The sequence below is a fragment of the Psychromonas sp. CNPT3 genome, from assembly GCF_000153405.2.
Taxonomy (GTDB): Bacteria; Pseudomonadota; Gammaproteobacteria; order Enterobacterales; family Psychromonadaceae; genus Psychromonas.
In genome coordinates this window covers 1245748-1269445 of the sequence record NC_020802.1, presented here as the reverse complement: position 1 = coordinate 1269445, position 23698 = coordinate 1245748, and the positions used below count along the sequence as shown (strand labels likewise).

General features: G+C 36.7%; 20 protein-coding genes and 1 tRNA gene. 14 read left to right on the top strand and 7 right to left on the bottom strand.

Translation table 11 applies throughout. The features are described 5' to 3' along the window. The first annotated feature begins 1 nt into the window (after position 1). The 3 genes from PCNPT3_RS05615 (at position 2) to PCNPT3_RS05605 (ending at position 2430) form a co-directional block, all read left to right on the top strand. Positions 2-382: a RidA family protein gene (locus PCNPT3_RS05615; RefSeq protein WP_015464902.1), complete on the top strand. Its 381-nt coding sequence runs from the start codon at positions 2-4 to the stop codon at positions 380-382. Between the two features lie 20 nt (positions 383-402). Next, entirely contained in the window at positions 403-1677 is a 1275-nt protein-coding gene (locus PCNPT3_RS05610) for an L-cysteine desulfidase family protein (protein ID WP_015464901.1), read from the top strand. Positions 1678-1788: 111 nt separating this feature from the next. After that, positions 1789-2430, top strand: coding sequence for a helix-turn-helix transcriptional regulator (locus tag PCNPT3_RS05605; protein ID WP_015464900.1), 642 nt, complete (start codon positions 1789-1791; stop codon positions 2428-2430). Between the two features lie 190 nt (positions 2431-2620). On the opposite strand, the gene gfa is transcribed toward PCNPT3_RS05605, so the two are convergent. After that, positions 2621-3205 carry an S-(hydroxymethyl)glutathione synthase gene (gfa, locus tag PCNPT3_RS05600; protein WP_015464899.1) on the bottom strand — a complete coding sequence of 195 codons (585 nt, stop codon included), beginning with the start codon at positions 3203-3205 and terminating at the stop codon, positions 2621-2623. 222 nt (positions 3206-3427) lie between these two features. On the opposite strand from gfa, the gene PCNPT3_RS05595 reads away from it, so the two are divergent. Further along, complete coding sequence (locus PCNPT3_RS05595) at positions 3428-4294, top strand: LysR family transcriptional regulator (RefSeq protein WP_015464898.1); 867 nt, start codon at positions 3428-3430, stop codon at positions 4292-4294. 215 nt (positions 4295-4509) lie between these two features. Here the strand turns inward: PCNPT3_RS05595 and PCNPT3_RS05590 are convergent, their stop codons facing one another. Continuing rightward, positions 4510-5961: a phosphoethanolamine transferase gene (locus PCNPT3_RS05590; RefSeq protein WP_015464897.1), complete on the bottom strand. Its 1452-nt coding sequence runs from the start codon at positions 5959-5961 to the stop codon at positions 4510-4512. Positions 5962-6809: 848 nt separating this feature from the next. On the opposite strand from PCNPT3_RS05590, the gene PCNPT3_RS05585 reads away from it, so the two are divergent. Beyond that, the gene (locus tag PCNPT3_RS05585) at positions 6810-8114 is read left to right on the top strand and encodes an MFS transporter (RefSeq protein WP_015464896.1); all 1305 of its coding nucleotides are present in this window, start codon (positions 6810-6812) and stop codon (positions 8112-8114) included. Between the two features lie 178 nt (positions 8115-8292). Here PCNPT3_RS05585 and PCNPT3_RS05580 read toward each other — a convergent pair whose 3' ends face one another. After that, positions 8293-8751: a MarR family winged helix-turn-helix transcriptional regulator gene (locus PCNPT3_RS05580; RefSeq protein WP_015464895.1), complete on the bottom strand. Its 459-nt coding sequence runs from the start codon at positions 8749-8751 to the stop codon at positions 8293-8295. A gap of 88 nt (positions 8752-8839) precedes the next feature. Here PCNPT3_RS05580 and PCNPT3_RS05575 point away from each other — a divergent pair, with 88 nt between their 5' ends. From PCNPT3_RS05575 to PCNPT3_RS05545, 7 genes are all read left to right on the top strand, one after another. After that, positions 8840-10000, top strand: coding sequence for an Acg family FMN-binding oxidoreductase (locus PCNPT3_RS05575; RefSeq protein ID WP_015464894.1), 1161 nt, complete (start codon positions 8840-8842; stop codon positions 9998-10000). Between the two features lie 781 nt (positions 10001-10781). After that, on the top strand, positions 10782-11369 hold the full coding sequence (locus PCNPT3_RS05570; protein ID WP_015464893.1) for a phospholipid scramblase-related protein: 588 nt from the start codon (positions 10782-10784) through the stop codon (positions 11367-11369). A 553-nt stretch (positions 11370-11922) separates the two neighbouring features. Then, positions 11923-12954, top strand: a complete 1032-nt coding sequence (locus PCNPT3_RS05565; RefSeq protein WP_015464892.1) for a hypothetical protein — start codon at positions 11923-11925, stop codon at positions 12952-12954. A gap of 176 nt (positions 12955-13130) precedes the next feature. Beyond that, on the top strand, positions 13131-13508 hold the full coding sequence (locus PCNPT3_RS14450; RefSeq protein ID WP_051043772.1) for a ClbS/DfsB family four-helix bundle protein: 378 nt from the start codon (positions 13131-13133) through the stop codon (positions 13506-13508). Positions 13509-14070: 562 nt separating this feature from the next. After that, on the top strand, positions 14071-14799 hold the full coding sequence (locus tag PCNPT3_RS05555) for a hypothetical protein (protein WP_015464890.1): 729 nt from the start codon (positions 14071-14073) through the stop codon (positions 14797-14799). Positions 14800-14869: 70 nt separating this feature from the next. Then, complete coding sequence (locus tag PCNPT3_RS05550; protein ID WP_015464889.1) at positions 14870-15223, top strand: hypothetical protein; 354 nt, start codon at positions 14870-14872, stop codon at positions 15221-15223. 94 nt (positions 15224-15317) lie between these two features. Next, a complete protein-coding gene (locus PCNPT3_RS05545) occupies positions 15318-15734 on the top strand; it encodes an MAPEG family protein (protein WP_015464888.1) in 417 nt (138 codons plus the stop codon). 178 nt (positions 15735-15912) lie between these two features. On the opposite strand, the gene PCNPT3_RS05540 is transcribed toward PCNPT3_RS05545, so the two are convergent. Next, the gene (locus PCNPT3_RS05540; RefSeq protein WP_198006673.1) at positions 15913-17475 is read right to left on the bottom strand and encodes an Ig-like domain-containing protein; all 1563 of its coding nucleotides are present in this window, start codon (positions 17473-17475) and stop codon (positions 15913-15915) included. Between the two features lie 122 nt (positions 17476-17597). Then, positions 17598-18749 carry an OmpA family protein gene (locus PCNPT3_RS05535; RefSeq protein WP_015464886.1) on the bottom strand — a complete coding sequence of 384 codons (1152 nt, stop codon included), beginning with the start codon at positions 18747-18749 and terminating at the stop codon, positions 17598-17600. 1222 nt (positions 18750-19971) lie between these two features. On the opposite strand from PCNPT3_RS05535, the gene PCNPT3_RS05530 reads away from it, so the two are divergent. Beyond that, positions 19972-21528, top strand: coding sequence for a methyl-accepting chemotaxis protein (locus PCNPT3_RS05530; RefSeq protein WP_015464885.1), 1557 nt, complete (start codon positions 19972-19974; stop codon positions 21526-21528). A gap of 483 nt (positions 21529-22011) precedes the next feature. Further along, positions 22012-22143 carry an endonuclease gene (locus tag PCNPT3_RS14445; RefSeq protein WP_015464884.1) on the top strand — a complete coding sequence of 44 codons (132 nt, stop codon included), beginning with the start codon at positions 22012-22014 and terminating at the stop codon, positions 22141-22143. Positions 22144-22189: 46 nt separating this feature from the next. On the opposite strand, the gene PCNPT3_RS05520 is transcribed toward PCNPT3_RS14445, so the two are convergent. Beyond that, positions 22190-22274: transfer RNA gene (locus tag PCNPT3_RS05520), tRNA-Ser, on the bottom strand. Positions 22275-22572: 298 nt separating this feature from the next. Then, positions 22573-23526: a glucokinase gene (locus PCNPT3_RS05515; protein ID WP_015464883.1), complete on the bottom strand. Its 954-nt coding sequence runs from the start codon at positions 23524-23526 to the stop codon at positions 22573-22575. Positions 23527-23698 lie beyond the last annotated feature (172 nt).

The following is a 23698-nucleotide window of genomic DNA, read 5'->3' as shown; positions in this document are numbered from 1 at the left end:
CATGAAAAAAATTATTACAGCAAACACCGCGCCTGACGCTATCGGCCCATACTCTCATGCCAATCAATTTTCTAATTTGATTTTCACCTCGGGTCAGCTTCCAATCTGCAAAGAAAAAGGGGGCGTCGTTAATGGTGGTATCACTGAGCAATCTCAACAATCCATAAAGAACTTAAAAGCGGTCGTTGAAGCAGGTGGAGGAAGCTTAGAAACCGTTTTAAAAACGACGTGTTATCTTTCAGATATTAATGACTTTGCCGCCTTTAATAACGTATATAGTGACTTTTTTAAAACAGATTGTCCTGCGCGTAGTTGTTTTGCGGTTAAAGATTTACCACTAGGTGTTAAAATAGAAATCGAAGCTATCGCTTATTGTAAATAAATAAGATCGAGGGGATCCAAATGAAAACTCAATGGCAACAATATATAAATATTTTAAATTCTGTCGTGAAGCCTGCACTCGGTTGCACTGAACCAATATCCGTCGCCTATGCTTGCGCAGTAGCGACAAAAATATTAAATAAAACACCTGAAAAGATCACCGTTAAGGTATCTGATAATCTATATAAAAATTCAATGGGTGTCTTTGTTCCTGGGACAGGTAAAATTGGTTTACATATAGCAGCGGCTGTTGGCGCAATCGCAGGAGACCCTCTTGCTGACTTAGAAGTATTGAAAAAAATAACAATGCAAGATGTCGACAAAGCTCAGCGCCTAATCGATGCAAAAAAAGTAACCGTAGAGCGTATTGACGTTAATGAATTCATCTATTGTTATGTTGAGCTCGAAGCAGATGGAAATGTTGCCAGTGTTGAAATTAGTGGTGCACATACCCACGTTACCAGCAAAAAATTCAATGATGACATTATTTTTTCAGCCCCCAATAACAGTTCATCTAAAGCTTCAATATTTGATTCTATCGATATTAATATTGAAAAGATTTATGACTTTTCAATGCACGCGCCTTTTTCTGATATCAAATTCATTTTAGAAGCTGCTAAATTAAATTCTGCATTAGCAAATGAAGGTTTAAATAAACAATATGGCTTAAACCTCGGCGGGATCATTAAAAAAAGTATGCAAGATGGATTTATATCAGAAGGTTTAATTAATAATATATTAATGGAAACAACAGCAGCATCCGACGCCAGAATGGGTGGCGCGACCTTACCCGCTATGAGTAATTATGGTAGTGGCAACCAAGGGATAGCAGCCACATTACCTGTCGTTATTATGGCGAAGCATTGTAATGTCGATGAAGAGAAACTTGCCAGAGCATTAATACTCAGCCATTTAGGCGCGATTTATATTAAATCTCATTACCCACCCCTCTCTGCTTTTTGTGGTAATAGCGCCACTAGTTCGGCAGCCTCCATGGCAATGGTCTACTTAATGGGTGGTAGTTTCGAACAATGTAGCTATGCGATCCAAAATGTACTCGGTGATTGTACGGGCATGATTTGTGATGGTGCTAAATCGACTTGTGCGATGAAAGTAAAAACATCAACAAGTAGTGCTATTTACGGCGCTCTTTTAGCCATTAATTCAACAGAAGCTAACGATCAAGGTATCGTAGGACAAAATGTAGAACAAACTATTGTTAATTTAGGAAAATTAATAAGCAATGGAATGCAGAGTACTGATACCGTGATCATTGATATTATGTCCGGAAAATAACCAATAAAATCAAATAAAATAACTACTTTATCTATTTTATTGTTTATTTATTGAAGTCAATAATAAACCACCCTATAGTAGGTGGTTTATCGTGTAGAGGAACATAAAAGAGTGCATCAACTAACCCAAAGTGATATCGATATATTAAATGCCATGAAAAATATAGTTGATGGCATTGCTGTAATGTTTGGAGAACATACTGAAGTGTTACTACATACACTTGATGTACGTAATGCATCCATTATAAAGATCGCAAATGGAAATATTACCGGCAGAGAAGTCGGCTCGCCAATCACTAATTTAGCGTTACTAAAACTAAATGAAGGACATGACGTATCCGCCTCTTATTTAACTAAATCCCCCGATGGTAAAATGTTACGATCCATTACGACCGTTATTCGTAACCCCCAAAATCAAGCTATCGGCTTATTATGTATAAATAGCAATCTTGATGCGCCCTTTCAATCGGTAATGCGCGCTTTATTACCGGATGTGATGTCAATGAATCAAGGTGAACACTCTCCAGAGACTTTCGCGCTTGATCACAATGAATTTATGCAGAGTTCCATTAAAAGTATACAGACTAAAGTCATCGAAAATAACAACATTCCCATGAAGAAAAAAAATCGTGAAATAGTCATATCTTTACATGAACTTGGTATCTTTGACTTAAAAGATAGCATTATCTACGTGGCTAAAAGCTTAGATATATCAATACACAGTGTGTATCGCTATTTACGAAACTTAAAATAAAAAATGTCGAATGTTATTTCTCCTGATAACATTCGACACATCTAAAAATGCTCTCATCTCTCTTTTTGCCTCGATGAGAGCGTATTATTCTTTGCTATTTTATACTTTCCTTTATCAAAAAAGCCCCCTTTCATCTCACCCATTTTAAAATGAGGAGACAAAAAGAGGGCTTAACAGCAGTGACTATTTATTAATTACTGGCGATATGTGTCGCTATTGCATCCATCAATACAGGTGAAAGACAATCATAAGGAAGTAATCCTTGTGATGTTAATGTCTGACGTATTGCAGTCATATCTTTAGGATCTGTACCTGTTTCAATAATTGATGATACAAATGCAGCGAATTCAGGTGCAGCCCAACCCGTTTGAGCCGATAATTCAGTATGAATAAAATCTAGCCCAAAAAATGGATGCCCTGTATTGTCGATACGCCCATACATATGTACACCACAATCAGTACAAGCAAAGCGTTTAATGGCAGCACTTTCATCTATCACTTTCAGCTTATCTACATTACTTGTTACCTTTACGTTATCTTTTGAAACGACGGCTACCAGCGAGAAAAGAGCGCCTTCCGGTTTCCAACACTTAGAACAACCACATGCATGATTATGCGCAATTTGTCCAATGATCTGTACCGTAACTGCATTTGATTTGCAATGACATTTTAATTCGCCACCTTTAAAATCATTTAATGTAGGTGACATGCCTTTATCGATCTGAGGGTGAATATTTACATTTACTACGACTTTATTTTCTGTTTTATTTGTCATCTGATCTAACTCTTACGTTAAGGTGTATAGGTGTGTTACAAATTAAGACGTAACTTTGCAATACGCTAAGAAAAATTGCTTGTAAACAATGCGCAGAGTTTAATTGATTTGATGCGTATGATAAGGCTGAGTTTACGTAAAAGACTATTACCAAAATGGCCTTAATTTCTCCTTAAAAATATGCTATATCTACGTTTATATTTATATATCTAGGTAAACGCGATGAAATGGGAAGGGATCAATGAATTTGTATATGTTTCTGAGACAGAAAGCTTTACAAAAGCGGCAAGAAGAATGTCAATATCAACAGCACAAGTAAGCCGTCAGGTTAGTGCATTAGAAAACAGATTAAACATAAAACTTTTTTACCGTACCACTCGGAAAATATCCTTAACCCAAGAAGGACATATTTTTTATCAACACTGTCGTCTTTTATTAAATGGTTTAGAAGACGCCAAACGCGCTATCTCCAATCTTCAAGATCGACCACGAGGAATGATCAAGCTAACAGCCCCTGTCTCTTATGGTGAACAACAAATATTACCACTCGTAAATGATTTTATGTTGCTCTATCCCGATATTGAGGTTTTTGCCTACTTAGGGAACCAGCAAGTTGATCTGGTCGGGGATGGTTATGATTTAGCCATTCGTATTGGTAAATTAAGTGATTCTACAATGATGGCTAAAAAATTGAGTGTCCGAAGTAATTACGTTTGCGCCTCACCCTTTTATTTAGAGAAATATGGTACTCCCCTCTCATTGTTAGATCTGAATCAACATAACTGCTTAATGGGCGTACTTGATCATTGGCACTTTAAAGAAAATGGGATTGAAAAGAAGATCAGAGTAAAAGGGAACTTACGTTATAACAGTGGTTGGGGCTTAGCAGATGCAGCCTTAAAATCGCAAGGTATTGTCCAATTACCCGACTGTTACGTGCAGAAACATTTAGATAGTGGCACTTTAATGAGTATATTAGAGCATTGCCAAGAGCCTGATGAATCAATCTGGGCTGTCTACCCACATAACCGACATCTTTGCTCAAAAATAAGATTATTAGTCGATTTTCTTGCGGATAACTTATCTTAATATTCGATGCATAGCCTCAGATCTAAAATATTTAAGAAATACAATCACGAGAGATCTATAAAATAACGGGAGTATGATCAGCAGACATCGTTTCGTCTAAAATGCCAATGGCACACTGATCAAAATGGGCTAATCATAATAGATTCAATGGCTAATCTGATTCACTTTAACTGAGCATATCAAGATTAAAGACCAGGCCCACCTCCACGCCCTCATTACTTTATTGGGACAACAATAGTCGGATCTAATAGTAATGTATTCACTTCAATCATTTTATTCCAGTCAAAGACATACACGTATTTTTCTTTTTTAGCTATGTCAAAATCAGGTATTTGCTTTGTTTTAACACCTATCCAATCTGAAAAAATAGATAAAAAATGAAAGGCACTCACGTTATTTTTTACCGTTATTCTTCTTGTATCATCACTCGATAACCTAATAAATGGAATACTATAATTAGATAAATGTTTATTACCAATATGTAGCTGGGAGTCTTGTTCTGTGCCGCTCTCATTTAGCCCATGATCAGAGAAATATATTAACGAATAACTACGCTTGCGCTCTTTTAACTTATTGATCACATTTTTAATTACATTATCTGTAGCAGTATAACTAGACAGATAACATGACAATTGCTGGTTATCTAAATTATAAATATCTTTTTTTATTCGTTTACAAAAATTAGGATGGGATCCCATTAAATGTAAAACAAACAAACGCTTCTTTGTTGTTTGTTTATTCAACTCTTTTGCGAATATGGGTAAAATAGCAGCATCATTAATATTCCTACTCTTAGATCCACCTAGCTTTAAAAAGAACTTATTCTTACTCCGTTGCGCAACCATCGATATGGCAGTATCAAATTCACCAACAAAACCTTGATTCGAAATCCATGTCGTATCGAATCCAGATTTATTTGCTAATGTAATAATAGTATTATTGATCTCCACATTTTTAAAATCACTTATCGACAATGTTCTTGGTAATGACGTCGTCGTATTAGGAGAGGTAGAAAGATAGCCATCAAGGAAAAAACCATTCGTCTTTTTTAAAAAAGGCGTCGTATTTAATGCGTAACCATAAGCAGACATGTAATCTTTACGCATGCTTTCACCTATAATTAATACATAATCATCATACTTACTGTGGTTAGCGGTAATGTCCCAACTAGGCTTGATTAATAGGCTTTCTTTAAGTGTTTCACTCTCCTTTAAGGCTGAAAGTGGTGATACTTTTTTATAGAAGTCACCGACTGGAGATATCACAAATAGCACTAAGCCGACATATATTAATCTTTTATTAAACTTAAACTCCACATAACCGACATACAAAATTAATACTATCAGTAATAATATATTTAAGAATATAAACAACATTGGGATCACGGTAATAAACTCTAAAGATTCTCTTATGTTCGTTTCAAACAACGACATCAAAATCCCATTATTTAATCGGCCATATACCATTCCTGTTGTGAAATAGATCACGGGTAAAACTAAAAGAGGCAATATAAAGTACAGTTTGATGTTTTTATTACCAGACAATAAAAACAATGAAATCAGCAAAGCACATACCGATAAATTATGTTTATAATTAAGTTCTACATCGAACCCTAATCCCATGGACAATAATAAGCATAAAATAACAATAACAATTATATTTCGCACTTTCCGATCCTTACATTAAAATAAACGAATAGAATAAATTAAAACCCATATACAATCAACGTCCCACCTTATTTTTTTATACATGATCCGTTAAGAGTTTCATTTTTTGTCATCACGAAATTCTGTCACCTAACCGCGCAACAAGGAGGATCTTAATTAAACATACCATCCCATCAAAGGTTTATGGGAGTCCTTATATTGGTGTTATCCTGCCGTAGCCGTTTAGGGGCTGTTGTTCTTTACAGGACAATAAATATAGCCTTGAAGGTTACTCTGATGGACAAACTGAGCAATATCAGAAACATTAACACTGGTCCTGCTGCATATTCAGATATCGTCACTCCGGAAAAGGTCCCTATGGTAGATAAGGTATTCGGAAATCACGATTCCAGTTTTGGTATTGACTGGTTAAGAATACTCGGGATCTTAGCCCATTTAAAAGTACGTTAATAAAATAAGTAGGAGAAACACCTATCTAAAGTTGACAATATAAATAGATATACGCTTATGTAATGTAACGATTCATAATCGTATCCATAAGATGATATATCTAAATTTCAAAAAGATATAAAGTGATCCTTTCATAGCTCATTTTATGCTCTCGTATCACTTTAAATGTTCAAAGTCACCCTCTATTGGCAGGCTTCTCGTCAAAAACATAAACGCTAAAATATAGTAATAAATATTTTAAAGCCCACAATACTTAGAATACAACGCGGCATTTTGTTAAGAGTAGACGCCTAGCTCCCCCCTTATTAGCTTATATATCTTTATTTTAGTTTTTCCTAGCGGATCCTACCCTTTATCTATATATTGCTGACTATTATTAATCACTAAACCGAAATTCCATGAATAAAATTATTAGCCCATCCCATCGATTACTCATTATATTTTGCATCGTATTCGCAGGGGAGATTATTTTTAGTTTACCTTTTCATGTTGCTCGTTTTTTTAGACCCACATTGCTCGATGCTTTTTCACTGACAAATACGCAATTAGGCGATGTTTTTGGACTCTATGGGGTGATGGCCATGCTGGCTTATTTCCCAGGGGGCGCTATTGCAGATCGTTTCTCTGGCAGAGATTTAATGTGCTTTTCATTATTTGCAACAGCACTAGGTGGGCTGTACTTTGTTCAAATCCCCGATATAAATGGACTTGCCTTACTGTATGGCTACTGGGGCATCACCACTATTTTATTATTTTGGGCTCCCATGATAAAAGTCACCCGCCAATGGGGCGGTGAAACATCCCAAGGCAAAGCTTTTGGGGTTCTTGATGGCGGTCGAGGTTTAGTTGCAGCAGGCGTCGCAAGTGTTGCGGTCTTTTTACTCAGCAAAGCAATGCCTATCAATACAGAGGTAATGACACGGGCTAATCAAATTGACGGTTTAACCTCCGTTATTATTTTTTACTCAGTGTTAACTTTTTTGGCTGCCATTTTACTTAGAGCCGTTATACCGAGTGATATATCCAGTACATCCGATACAATCCAAGAAATAACTAAAGATCGTAAATTTGACATAGTTGCAGGTGTAAAACAAACGCTCAAGGATCCTAACGTTTGGTTACAATCATTTATTGTACTGGCGGCCTATTGTACTTATAAAAGCATCGATTATTTTGGTCTTTACGCAACCAATGTATTAGGGATGTCAGATATAGAGTCTGCATCATTAGTCACCAATGCTTCTTATATTCGGCCGATAGCAGCTCTACTTGCAGGTGTTCTTGCTGATAAACTACGTGCAGATCGCGTTATTTCTTGGGGGTTTGTTTTACTCACTTTATGTTATTTATGCTTTGCCTTCTTTAACAATGACTCTGCCAATTATTTACTTGAAATTAATATCACGTTAACTTTTTTATTAGTATTTGCTATTCGAGGGGTTTATTTCGCCCTATTAGCCGAAAGTAAGCTTGCGGGTAGAGTGACCGGTACGGCTGTCGGTATTATTTCAGTGATAGGTTTTACCCCTGATATCTTTTTTGCGCCCGTTGCAGGTCGCATTTTAGATGCATCCCCCGGCGCGCAAGGATTTCATAATTTATTTATATTAATGGCTGTTATCGCAGCTTCCGGTTGGTTATTTGCACAATTGATTTTACGACAACGACTAAAAAAAGAGCGCCTAGTTTCATCAGATACCTAATATCCTGTCTATTGAATAATTAAACATGTGTCACTTTTACGGTTTAATTATTCAATTTTTCTCACCTTATTATCGATCGTTTCTCTTACATAAGGAGTGAAATCAATTTTTCTCTAGATTTTATCAACCAAGTCCCTAAACAATAACCATGATGATCATCGTTTCTTTGATCAAAAGTTTACAATGTTCTTATCTTGTTGTTATCCAACCATAGCATCAATTTCTCGCTATACTTTAGCATCTGAAGTACTTCCTGATCTTGCCAATCAGCAAAATATAAATTTATATCAGGCTTCAGTTTTTGCATGACATCCTTGCATATTTGTAACCCTTTTGAAGTGATGCTTATATGACGTTTACGTTTATCAAACTTATCCGTTTTAGCACATAACATGGCGTTTTCGCTTAACGCCGCGACCAATTTACTAATGCCGGGTTGGTTCATTTCCATCACCTCCACTAATTCAGAAATAATCCAACTACGCTCAGGCTTGTGACTAAAGTGACAAAGCAAAGAAAATTCTGATTTACTAATTTCAAAATTTTTAAATAGCTTATTCGTTCTCGTATCCATTAGTTGTTGAATAATACCATTTACAATCATTAAACGTAGTTCATTCTGTTGGCGTATGTTCACTGCACTTCCTTAACGTAAGACTTGACAAACATTCCAAAGAATATTAATTTATATTCCAAGGAATGTAAATTAATATTGGGAGTAATTTATGGAACGTCGAAATTTTATTCGCGTTATGGGCGTTGGGCTTGCTGTCGCGACTTTAACTAGTACATTAAGTCGTTACGCCACAAATAATGATAGCATTGATTACGGTTGGGATGGGCCTGATGACAGTAAGTCGGATATCTATTTAAAGGTACTCGCATATGCGATCCTTTGCCCTAACCCTCACAATAAACAGCCTTGGTTAATTAAGGTTAATCATCCTAAAAGTTTTGATCTGTATATAGATCAAACGCGTTTATTACCCGAAACAGATCCGTTTTATCGACAAATCCATATTGGTCAAGGCTGTTTTTTAGAAATGTTGAGCATTGCAGCAACGGGTTTAGGTTATCACGCTGAGATTGAGTATTTTCCACAAGGCGAATACAAAAACACAGTGTTAAAAAGTAAACCCATTGCCAGAATTGTATTAACTAAGCACATAAAAATAGATATTGATCCGCTCTTTAATTACATACTGACGCGCCAATCTAACAAACGTGAATACGATAATAGTCGCTTAACTCCCGATCAAAAATATCAGTTGCAAATGCTGTTTATGAAAACGCAGTCAAGTTTGACAATTCATGATTCAAAATCAGATAACCGTTATTTACAACACCGATTAACGGAAGCCATGGTGATTGAGGTAGCGAATAAAGCGCGAGATTTAGAGACCATCAAAATGTTTCGTTTTAACGATCAGGAGGTGCAACAATATAGAGACGGTTTTGGCCTTGAACATTCCGGCGTGACCGGGATTAAAAAATTTATGCTTGAAACTTTATTTTTAGATAGAAAAGAAACCGAAAAGGATCCCAGTAATTTTAGTAAACAAAGTGTTGATATAACACGCTCTATCAGTGGATCTAGTAGCACTTTTGCTTGGATAACCACAAAAGGAAATAGCCGCCTACAACAAGTTAAAGTAGGTCGTGATTATTGTCGTTTAAATTTAACAACGACAGCAATGGGTCTAGCGCAACATCCTATGAGTCAAATATTACAAGAGTATGATGATATGTTGCCCCTACAAGCACAATTTAAACAACGCTTTAATATAAAAGCCGAGCAAACCGTGCAGATGCTTGTACGTTTAGGCAAAGCAAAAAAAACAACACACACACCAAGGCGATTAGTCAGTAGTTTATTGATCAGTTAGTACTCGCCCCTCTTTCCGTATCAGTCTATTTTCAATGATGACTAAAACATAAATGATCAGATCTTTTATTTTGAACTGATTTTCTCATAATATAACCCTAGGTTGCTTTCCTATTTATTTTTATGGCGAAACTGATATAGGGTTGCTATCACTTGATAGGTATGGGTATGGGTATGGGTATGGCCGAATTATAACTGATTCAATAACGTAATAGGATCCACTCTAACGAGTATAAATTAGTCTAATTCAGCGAGGTACTCAGGTGAATGCACGGCACAGTAATCGACCTTAATAGCAGCGCCTTCCATGTAAAGTGCAAACTCCCCATATTCAATCGACTCATAGACCCAGGAATAATTATTTGAGTTAAGGCGTTCATACTTAATGCGCCATATTCAATACACCTTAGATGCTTGGGTTACACGATGTTCGTCAGCCATTGATGACAAAAAGTACGAGGACCGAGCACTCGAACTTCAATACCGTCAAAATGTGAAGGTATCTAGATATCTCTCACATGACAGGATTGTTTCACTCTCATTATCAAACTTAACATTACCAAATACTAGCGCTTGGGTAGTCATTGTGAAGTTATCTATGTAAAATCAATTAATTAGATATATTATCTGTTTGCTGTGCAACTAACTGCGCTTCAAAGCGGATTCAAAATCATGTCGCATTTTTTATAAAAACACGCAAAAATAAGTGTCACCAATCTCTCACCGCTTACGCGGGTGTTATGTTTCAACTTTAAGCCTGAATATATCAAGGATATTTAAACATGGATAGTGTAACGGATCGTAATTTATTTCTAATTAAAGAGCATGTCGGTTTTTTTAAAGCTGCCAATAACTTTGATATTTATTCTCCTGATACAGGTGAAATAATAATGGAATGTAGAGAGCCGTCACTTGGCTTTTTTACTAAATTATTACGATTTACTGACTACAAGCGTATGACACCATTTGATATACATATCAGAACTCCAGACGGTAAACCTATTGTCCGTATTCAACGCGGAATATCATTATTCTTATCTAAAGTCGTCGTCAAAGATTCAAATAATGAAGTGATCGGTAGTTTTTCACAAAAATTTTTTTCTATTGGCGGGAAGTTTGATGTTTTAGATAAGCATGATCAAGTCATGTGTAAACTTGAGGGTAAATGGACTGGCTGGGACTTTTACTTTAGAGAGAATGGTAAAGAATTAGCACATGTATCCAAAAAATGGGCAGGATTAGGGCGTGAAATGTTTACGAGTGCGGATAATTATATGTTAGAAATATCAGATAATGTTCCTGAAAATGATGACGTTAGAAAGCTAATTCTAGCGGCTGTAATGTGTATCGATATGGTGCTTAAAGAGTAATTTCCAATTCAATATTCTTAACGTAGACACGGCATCTCCGCTTTAACAGACACCAAATCGAACTAAAGATAAGGTGTCTTCTGCCAAAGTACAACAATCTAAGAAGATCTTAAACGTATATAAATGATTTCAACGTTAATGCGGTTCAATCTAAGCTTTACTACGAGATAGCGATAATATCTGTTAAAAAAGGAGGGATCAGGTATCTCTAACGTAACCTAATCCCCCTACCCGCCTCAAAAAATCAATTTATGACTCAACTTATCCAATCTATCATTCAAAAGATAATTATTTTTTAAATATCAGTATATGTGGATCGCAGTGGATTTAACGTCCCAAATGTGAGCTAAAATGTAACTGGAAATTACTTGGAAAAAAATGATACGATTTTGGATGCCGTTGTTATATACGCCCTTGTTGGATTTATCGTTAGCTTAATTCTTGGCGCTTATAATTCCATTTGAAACCGTTAAGTGATTGTCCAGAGGCTAGGTTTCTTAAAAAGAGAAATTCTACAGACTCGTTAAATGCTCTCCATAGAAAGGAGTCTTAATTGAACTTTACTAAGAAAAATATTGAGGATGCTGTCAATGAAAAGATCCTTTCATTTGAGCAGTCTAAAAAATTAATTGAATTTTTGAAGAAACAACCAAATACATCTCCTAAGTTTGATTTTACACATGTTCTTTATTATATAGGAGGAATGATTGCCATCGGAGCAATGACCCTTTTTATGAACTTAGGCTGGGAGTCGTTCGGAGGAATAGGCATTGTTTTTATTTCTCTCTTTTATGGTTCGGTTGGATTGAAACTTACCAATATTTTCAAATCTAAAGGGTTAGCTATCCCAGCGGGGATCTGTGGGACCTTTGTTATCGCATTAACACCCTTGGCAGTGTATGGCTTACAACAAGCTTTAGGCGTTTGGCCAGATGACAGTGTTTACCGTGAATACTATCAATATATCAAATGGCATTGGCTTTACATGGAGTTAAGCACCCTAGCAGTAGGGATTATTATTGCATGGAAATATAAATACCCATTTTTAATCATGCCCATTGCCGTCACTCTTTGGTATTTAACAATGGACAGTACCGTCATGATTAATGGGGGCGATTATAACTGGGAGCTAAGAAAATTAGTTTCTATCTACTCGGGACTACTCATGATAGCGCTCGCTTTTTGGATTGATATTAGATCTTATAAAAAAGCTGATTATGCATTTTGGATATATCTTTTTGGCGTGATTTCTTTTTGGGTAGGAATATCACTCCAGCACTCTGACAGCGAATTATCTAAGTTTATCTATTTTATGATCAATCTATTAATGATTTTTACCGGTGTTCTCATTGTCAGGAGAGTATTTGTTATATTTGGAGCTCTAGGTTGCTCGGGGTATATCGGTTATTTAGCCTCAGATCTATTTAAAGATAGCTGGTTATTTCCGATCACTTTAACGCTCATTGGATTATTCTTTATTTATCTGGGTGTTCTTTGGCAAAAAAATGAATTAGTAATAACGTCAAAAGCAAGAAGCTTTTTACCACAAGCACTACGTGAATTATTAGAATCTAAACATGCGTGATCACATATAACATGAGCATAAGTCAGATTTTCAACACTATCGCATTGATTGAAAAGATAATAAAAAGTAACTAAGGCGCCACATTATTCAATGTTTATATTGTGTATATAAATGGAGTCGCCAGTGACATCAGCCAAAAAATAAGCAAGGATCACATCAAATCCTTAAGCTAATCTTTGATAAGCGCCTGTGATACGCTTGCCTATCTTATTGGGTGGATGAAACTTGCTTTGAAGTGGCACCGACTCAAAGGATCGGGTCAATGCGTAGACTTTCCTGAAACTAATTATAAATGCAATGTACGAGGGGAATTGGCTCAACGTTTCTATTATGAATATAGAGAGTGGAACTACTCAGATCTACTCGCTCAATTTAAAATAGCGACAACTGATATCTTGTTTCTAATCGATTCATTCAATGATAATGAATTATACGCTGTAGCTTGCTATGAAAAATATACATTGGGTAAAAGGATCCAATTCAACACATCATCTCCCATGAAAAACAGGCGCACTAAAATCAGAATGTTCAAAAAATGCTATATAAGGAGATAACGAAGGTGGCAGTAAATTACCAATAACCTGTTGATATTAAAAAAGTTAAATAAAAAGCGTTATGCTAACAGCACTTTTGAGGATACGATAAAAAAACCCGCACATATTCCCCACTTTTCAAAGTAACAATATAAAAAAAACCACTTTATTTATTAATAGCACTCAACATTCGTAAATCATGAAAATGTAGTCTCTAGACCGTGGTCTACCACATTACAGAAGCATTTATAATATTTACTCCCTCAAACGCACAAAAACATTAGTAATAATTATCATCGTCTAATGAGCTAATGAAATTTACATACCAGCTTGACCATAACTGGCCCTTACTACCTTTAATTCTTAATCACTCTACACTTATTGGTAGTATTTCGTATAGTCAGATGGACATTGCTTAGGCCTTAATTTTACCCCGTTATGGCGTTATCTTCCGTTCATTTTAAAAAAAAATTTCTATGCTAGTCTTAATAAATAATGATTTTACAAAAAGTTTAGTTTAATACTTTTATTTAAGCGTTAGTTTTTAGAACCATTGTTAATCACTTTAATTATGGAGAATTAAATGAAAAACAAATTTATGGTAATAGCATTAAGTGCTTTCATTATGTCCGGTTGTAAAACAATAGAGGTTGTCCCTCTTGAATTACCCGAAGAATATCAACCTGTTGATTTTATATCTGTAACTTATATTGCACCCAAAAATTATTTTAATACAAACGAAGGCATTAACGGAATGACTTTTCTCTCATATATACACGGAAGATGGGACGCAAAAGAACAACAAAAATTATATCTAACTCCAATAAACCATTCATCATTCCTCGTGCATAGAAGAACTCATAATGGAATTGCGGGATCAGGTATAATGTATAATGTAAATTACACCTCTAAAGTAGAGGGGGATACTGTGATCCTTAATTTTAAACCTTACGAGAGTAAGTCATATCAAGAAGGTCTTGTATTCCCGTTTCCTTTACCCAATTTTAATATTGAGCTGTACTTATTGCAGCCCATTATTAAACACCCTTTTGAGGTAAATTCGAATTACTCTGCAGAGTCAATAAAATCAAATTTTGACCGCCTATTACCGAAAAACCATAAAAAACCTTATCACATCGTCAGTAAAGCCTATGAGGCATACGTTAGTGTGAAAATGGTTCCATATCGTAATGGGTCTAAAGTACTATCTATCTCTAATATCATAATAAAACCAAATAATGGAAATAAGGTTAACTTAGTCAATATTATTAAGGATCTTGAATCAAAAATCCGGGCAATAGTAAATGATTAATAACTGAAGTTAATAACAAGATCATAACGTCAGATTAGAAACGTTATAACATTGCTTTAAATGATAAAAAATGAGCAAATTATTTTTATTTGAAGCAATGTTCCTGTCAGTCGCGCGCAGACACAGATACTCTATTACGCAACAGGCTAATCGAGAGGATCCACCACCTGTCAAAATATGGAGGAAGGTGTATCAAAGTTCATTATTAAGAAAAACAGGGCAATGTGATGGTTCCTATACTACCGTTTTCTACATAGATAAGTCATGCAGTGTTGCACGAGAAACAACATTCAAAAAATGGAAGTATTCAGGAGAGTTAGCAGGTCTTTTAATTTTGAAAAACCCAACAGGCGCGCTAAATAAAGTGCTATTGCCCGGTGGTAATGGTTGTGTCGCTATTACAACTGAAGTTGCTTACCAATAAACCAACAAAGTGTGGCTAGGGACAAACTAATGCTATGCTTCATTTTCCTTCTAAGCTTAGCATTAGGCAACATTCATTAAAGGAGTATATATTCATGTTAGATTCTTATTCAGTCGCTTTTTTAGGTATATTGACGATCCTATTAACTGTCATAGTTCAAAGCCTCGTGGCTGCGAAATCCAAAGCATCACAACCGGGTGCGATACCCGGAAAAATAGACCTATCTTTAAGTCACTCTTCATTCGTTTTTCGCGCACATAGAACTTTTGCTAATTCACAAGAAAACCTGACGCTAATGCTAGGTGCTTCCTTTTTAGCTATTTTAACCGGAGCTGATATCTTTTGGACAGGCGTTCTAATTTGGAGCATGGCAATATCAAGAATAATACACATGGCTCTCTATTACGCTATCTCGACAGAACAAAACCCAAGCCCAAGAAGCTATTTTTACCTGATTGCTCTGCTCTCTAATTTCATACTTCTCGGCTTATGCGCTTGGACTATTGTCTAATAAGTTTATAGGCTGAAAAAACAGATTGCGGTTTACACTCGGGTTTTCATCCGTTATACAAAAACGAGAGGTGGTCGTAACCTGTATAAAAGAGATTTTAATCAGCGTTTCACTAACAAAAAAGTCAGGTGCAGAGAATGCAGATGACCATTGGAAAGTCCAATGGTCATGGTCACATTTAGATTGTTTCCAAAAGTGTATCTGTGATCTCAGACGCAATATTAGGATCACCATTTATAATATAATAAAAATGTATAGCGGTTTCTTTTTTATTAGCCAGTGGGCTCGTCTCCTCTACACTCATACATGCGTTTACGGTTGATTGAGTTGTATCACTGCTTCCATCAAATGTACAAAAAACAAAATCATCGACAGGTGTACATGCAGATCCTGCTGATCCACACCCGTCAGTATAAACATGCACCTCTATTTCATCATTAGCTTTAAGAGCGGGTTGCCATCCTCGTACTTGAATCATTAAACCAATAGAGCTGAACAGCTCTGATGGCTCTATTATTTTATCACGGGCAGCGGGAATGATAGGCGCTAATAATCTAGGGAATATATCAAGAGAGACACTATCATCCACTACTCTCCCATTAATATTTCCAGTTGCGGTGATGGTTGCGTTACCCTCCTCGAAGCTGGTAGCAAGGCCGTTATCATCAATTTCAACAAACGAACTGCCTGCAGAAACAGACCATGTGACATCCGAACTTTCAGTGACGTCTGTCGATGAAGAACCGTCAGAATAGGTAGCTTTGGCATTAAATTGTAACGTTGATTTTACCAACACGACACCATCTGTCGGCGTTACAACCAACCCTGTCACTTCAGCGTCATTTACATGAAGGTTAACATTGCGAATTGTTGTGTCATTGTAAAATTCCCCTGTGGCCGTAATGATAGCATCACCAGTACGAATGCCTGTCACATGGCCTTTTTTATCAATTTTGGCGAACTCTTTGCCTTTAGTAACTGACCACGTAATATGCCTATCCTCCGTCACATTTAAAGGTGTTGAATCATCCGAAAATATAACTTCAGCTTTAAATTGTACGCTTAAACCCGCTGAGATTGCAGCATCCTTCGGAGTAACTATCAACTCAATAATTGTTACTGTGTTTATAGAAATCGTAACATTAGTGACAATTATTTTAGCGCTAAATTTCCCGGTGGCCGTGATGGTGCCACTTCCTGTGCTAATAGCGACCGCACGCCCATTTTCATCAATTTCAACAAATTGACTGCCTTCAGAAACCGACCAGGTGAGATTTTTATTATTAGTAATATCAATATTCTTGGTTCCATCAGTAAACGTGGCTACCGCCTTAAACTGTTGACTAAAACCTGCCGGGATATTTGCATTATCCGGCGTTACAATGATTGTATTTATTTCCGAGTTTGTAATAAGAATATACGCAGTGTCCGAGTAAGTTTCATCTTTATACATACCTGTTGCAGTAATTGTAACAGGCCCTTCTCCTTTGGCCGTGATCACTCCAAATTCATTAACTACCGCGACACTTTCATCAGATGAGCTCCATTTTAATGTCGAGGTGTCTCGTATTTCTATCACAGTATTATCGCTTCGTAATGCCTCAACCTGCATCTGCATTGTAAATCCGATAGGTAAATAGTCGTCTGTAGCTGTTATTATTAGTTGATAAACGGGCTCTTGAAAATCAGAGTCATTATCTAAAAGACCTTCATCTCCATTGTTACAACCTGTTAGTAGCACGACTGTTGACCATAATATAAGGAATATATATTTTTTCATTTTAATTTCTCAGCTAGTGTTTGGGGTTGTGCTTTAGCATTATCAATTAAACCCTCAACCAGAGTCTTTTTGATAATTACTTTTTAATACTTTATTTTTACACGTCTATTTTTAGCGCGACCTTCGGCGGTTTCATTACTAGAGACAAAGGAAGACTCCCCCTCTCCTTTAACAATAATGCGTGACGGATCAACACCTTCTTTCACTAAATAATCCGCTACCACTTGTGCTCGTTTTTCTGATAGCCATTGATTATACTTCTTCGATCCTAGGCTATCCGTATGCCCTATCACTTCAATATCTCCCTCTTTGGTTTGTAGTAATTGCACGACTACATTGGTGAGTTCAGGGCTTGTTTTTATTTTTGAAGAGTTAAAATAAAGCCCGGAAAGGGTTTGTGATGTACTTTTGGTAGTGATAACTTTATCCGTTATAACCATTGGAGGAGTCGCTACGGCAAGCGCAGTCGTTGCTACTATTAATGCCTTTTCTTGCCCAAAATGATAGGTTAAACCTAGCGATAGGAAGTGCATGTCAGATTTCATCAATTCGCTATTGCCGATCCCATCTATAAACTGATATTCACCACGAAGTGACCAGTTTTGAGACACGCGGTAATCGACTCCCAGAGCAGAAAGCATTCCCCATTCATTGGACGTTAATTCGGATCCTCCCGTACTGTTTTTCTCTATATTTTGATAAGCCACACCGACCCTAGCGTAAGCATCAAAGGATTCAGAAAGATCATAAGAGAATACCCCCGTCAGTTCACTACCTAAAACTTCAGCGCTGATATTCTTCAGCCCATAACTCGCATCTGGTGTGCCATAATGAGTGACGGCACCCTCAAGTGCAAACCACGATATAAATTGATAACCACCATATAAACCATAACCGAAGGTATTATCATTGCATTCTGAACCGTTGCTGGAACACGCACCTTCAAAATAAGTGCCTCCTCCTCGTAAACCGACATAAGCATGGGCATTATTTTGACGAGTATCACTATAGTCGCTAAATTCGTGGCTAGTCGAGTTCTCTACTTGTGCGTAAGCAGGCACTGCAAGTAAAAATAAGACAGAAGAAAACAAAGCCTGCTTTTTAATTTCATTAAAATTAAAAGCGAGGCCTAATGAAGAGATAAAACATTTTTTAGTCTGTCGGCACTTATCATCTAACTTCGTTGGCGTTAAATGATGACGACTTGAATATTTAAGGGTAATAGCGGAATACATATGTAATAAATCCCTTGTTTATAAAGATTAAAGATTAAAGATTAATGGTTAATGGTTAAAGGTTAAAGGTCACAGTTCAACCTTTAACCTTATATCCACATTAGCAAATAAGGCATAAGATTCGGTGTATTTTTGCAATATATTTGAGGTCTATACAGAATTTAGGATAAAAATAAAAATAAATATCTTAGCGATCAAATTTTCTAACAACAGAGGATGTAAAAGTAAGAAAAGTGGACAGGTGAATAACTAAGTCGCATTGTTTTATAATTCTGATTATTTTTGTCAGCAAACTTCAACCTCAAAAAATGTCTAACTCGACCCTATTCACCTTAGAAAAATACGCAAAACTTTTAGTCATTGAGCATCAACGATATATCGGAAGAGAAACGATCTAAGTCATTAGTTGTACATTTTAAAATTAAAATGGCTTTCTTTTAACCCGGTCAATGTCGCCTGATAAATCTCCTCTTCAAACTAAACGCTAAATACTTCTAAACTTAACGGCAAACAAACGAAGCTATTAAGGCCTAGATATCCTAGAAACATATAGTATTGCTCTAATACAAGTTGGACGTATCCCTATTTGAATTTAGGGATAAAATTTATTCTATTCTACTGGTACTCGAACCCATATTGCTTAGGGTATATCCTTATCTATTTACAAATATCTGTTTTGCTATGACCGAAAACATCAGGTCCTCAACTACCACTTCTATCTATGCAACGCGAGGAGGAACATACAATTGCTTCGGAATGTCTTTGTAGGCGTTAGGTTTAGGCGGGTTCATCAATGGGCAATCCAATCTGATATCTCATTTTGAAAAACCTTCGATTAAAGAGTCTTCCTCTTGTTTAAACATATTGATAAGTCTCTGATAAACAGCCTTGGATTCTAAAATAACCTCTCATGTAAGAGGGAAATAAAACATTTTGACTTTATTGATTAAAAATAAATGTCTGCTAAATTTATAACAATAAACAATAAACTCTCAATGGAGGTTTTAACCTTTCATAACCTTCTTGAAAATCGCATTCTAAACGCGATTTCAACACTCGCTAAAAATCATGAGAGTTGAAGATGTAAATATTCGTCAGTCATGAAATAGTCCAACGCAACATTAACTATCACCAAAATTAGTTAACTATTACAAATTAACAAAAATGAAGTAAATAGAATTAAGATCAACCTAAAGTTAAATCATGCTAAAAAGGAATTATCATGAGAGAAACACGCGGTAGCATTACTAATACGGAAGTTGATTTCCCAGCATCAGAACAACTTTTATCCGTCACCGATCTAAAAGGCACCATCACCTATGTTAACGACAGCTTCTGTAAGATAGCCGGTTACACACTTGATGAACTAAAAGGCCAACCACATAATATTGTCCGACACCCCGATATGCCAGCGGCTGCTTTTAAGGACATGTGGCAAAAATTAAAAGATGGCGAGTCATGGCGAGGCATGGTAAAAAACAGATGCAAGAATGGCGATTATTACTGGGTGGACGCTTACGTCACCCCTATATATGAAAAAAATGATAATATAATCGGCTACCAATCGGTACGAGCTCGCCCCACGTTAAAACAAAAGCAAGATGCACAACAACTTTATAATGATTTAAACAACGGAAAAAAAATACACGACTTCCATGCTAACTTCACTTTAAAACGCGCGCTGGCCGTCGCCTTATTTTTTGCTAGCCATATCATTATCTGGTTTTTAGCTAATAGCCTGTCTCTATATATGCTTCTACCTACTTTTATCTTTGTCGGGTTATCCCTTATTTTTTATGAAGAATTATTTCGCTTACCCAAGTTTATAAATCAACTTAAAAGAACCATTGATAGCCCCTCCCGTTATATTTTTTCTGGCAAAGGGTTAGTTGCCATTGCAAATTACCCGATAGCTATGCTGAATGCGAAAGTAAGAACAGTACTCGGACGTAGTAAAGATATGGGGGAAAACTTAGCTTCCTTAGCAAGTGAGCTTGAAAACTCATCGAAGCTATCTATGGAAGGTCTTGTAGAAGAAAACGCGCATTTAACCCAACTTGCAACAGCCATTGCCCAAATGAGTGCAACGATTATAGAGGTGAGCCAGAATACCACGGGGGCACATGATCAGGTCCAAGGTGTTCAACAGTCATGCCAACAAGCAGTCACCATTCTCGATGCCACACAAAATAAAATTTCTGAATTAACGTCTGACGTTGAAAGTGCGGCGGTTAGTGCGACTAAACTTGTTGTTGATGCCGATAATATCTCAACAATAATGACTGAAATTCAAGGTATCGCCGATCAAACAAATTTGCTCGCTTTAAACGCTGCTATTGAAGCGGCTCGCGCAGGTGAACAAGGACGCGGATTTGCGGTTGTAGCTGACGAAGTTCGAACGTTAGCAAGTAGAACGCAAGACGCGACGGTGCACATACAAAAATCGGTTATTGAACTGCAAACAACCTTAAAGCACTGGAGTCATGTCATGCTCACCAGTAAAGATAAAGCGGAACAGTGCTCTCATGAATCTATTGAAGCTAAACAGGCGATGGATCAAATTATGGAGAGAATGAATGAGATCAGCAACATTACAGCTCAAATTGCAACGGCAACAGAAGAGCAAAGTGTGGTTGCAGATCAAGTATCTCAAAGCGTCCATACTATTGACGAGATTTCACGTCAAAATACAATCATATCTCAACAAGTTAATACTAATGGGATAAATGTTAATAAGTGTGCCCATGAAATAAGAGCCTTAAGTACGACATTCAAATAGTGATCTTGTAAATCTATTTTAAAAAACAGATCGGGCATAAATGATAGTGAGGGTTTCAGCTAAAAGCCCTCACTTTCCTACAAAACCTAATGGATATCACTATAAAATGGAGCAATAACGCTAACACTGATGTCCAACTTTAGCTTTTTTGAATACCCGCAGTAACACTCAAGCTACCTTTCGCACTGCTCTCCATATGATCTGACCACCAGCACATTAACTCGATCAAGGCTTTAAATACTCGGATCGATGATAGGCGTACTCATTATCTTTTTATCAACATGTACAAGAGTGGTATCAATGACATCATGATTAAATTCTTTATCACATGTTTTTACTTTCTTGACTTGAGTCTTAGTTAGCAGAGTTACCTTTTTTAGCCATGATGCTGACACTAAAAAGTTAGAATGGGAACATGTAGTACCCGCAGAGAACTTTGGTATTAGTAGCAAAGGTAAAAGCTACAAAGGCAGCAGATACAGCATGAGCAGACAACAGAAACAATTAATGACGGCATGGGACAAGATGTATCCTGTTGATGCTTGGGAATGCCTAAGGACTGAGGCGATAGCTAAGTTGCAAGGTGATGAAAATATAGCAGATCAAGAACTCTAGATAGCAAAAAGCTCCTGCTAGGGTTAACTAGCAGGAGCTTTTAATGTGGTGGAAAGTAAGGGACTCGAACCCTTATGCCCGTTAGAGCGCCACCTTTCCAAGGTGGTGGAATACCATTATCCGAACTTTCCTGAATTTTTTATTTAGCACTAAAGCACTGTGAAATTGCGCTTACTTTTAAGATGCTTTATGATCACACTGCAAGTTTGCATTACTGCATAACCATTTACAATCAATATTTTATCGCGTAGAGAATTGCTCTTGTAAGAGATTTGAACTCTCGGTACGTTACCGTACACACACACTTTCCAGGCGTGCTCTTTAAGCCACTCGGACACGTCACCTTTAATTTCTAACAATAGTTGCTAGAGCGAGGCGCATCATAATGAACTCACTCTATTAAATCAACTACTAATATAGTTTTTATCGTTATTCTAATATTTCTTGGCGTAAATAAACACTCGCCCCCAATAATCCAGGATATTCATGAGTGATGATAAAAGTTGGGATCGTCGTTAAATAACCTTTAAAGCGACCTTTTTCTTCAAAATATTCCCTAAAATCACTCTCTGCAAAAAAGTCACTAAAACGAGGCACAATTCCCCCCGCAATATAAACGCCCCCCGAGCACGCAAGATTAAGCGCTAAATTACCCGCGAAAGAACCCATTATTTGACAAAAAACATCTAAACTACGCATCGCCAGTGGGCACTCGCTACTAAGCGCTGCTTTTGTTATTTGCTGAGGCTCTTGATACTGCGGCGGTTTACCCGCTAAGCGACATAAACTCTCATAAAGGTTCACAAAACCGGGCCCTGATAAAACACGCTCAGCTGAAACGTGCCCGTATTGATCTTGTAATAACAATAATATATCAGCCTGCTGACGACTGTTTGCAGCTAAACTTACATGCCCGCCCTCACCCTCTAAACTTAACCACTTATTGTTAACGTGGATCAAATGCGCAACGCCAAGACCAGTGCCGGGTCCAAACACAACTTTAGTGCCACCTTCTTTGATCTCTCCTCCACCGATTTTTAACTGTTCGTTGTCTTTTAAAAAAGGCACGGCAAGTGAGATAGCGGTATAATCATTGAGTAAATATAAGGCGTTAAGTTGTAATGTTTCTTGTAATGCTTTTTTAGAGAACTGCCAACTAAAATTAGTCATGATCACCAGATCATCTTCAACAGAGCATGCTATACCTAAGCATAAGTATTTAACATCTCTTTTCAGCGATGAAAAATACTGAACAAGTGCAGCATCAATCGTCCTAAACTGCGCACACGCAAACTCTTTTAATTGACTTAATTCGCCACTTTTAAGATCACAAACCGCTAAACGGATATTTGTCCCACCAATATCACCCACTACAGCAAGCATACATTTTCTCCTTAATTTAAAATGAACAGATTAAAAGTGTCGGTCGCATCTCATTTTTGTAATAAAGCCACGTCGAAATTGATCTAAAACAGCTTTTTTATGTAATAAAATGACACCTTCTGCCCTTTTACTTATAATGCGTCCTCATTTATCAATGTCTTATTGTAATTTA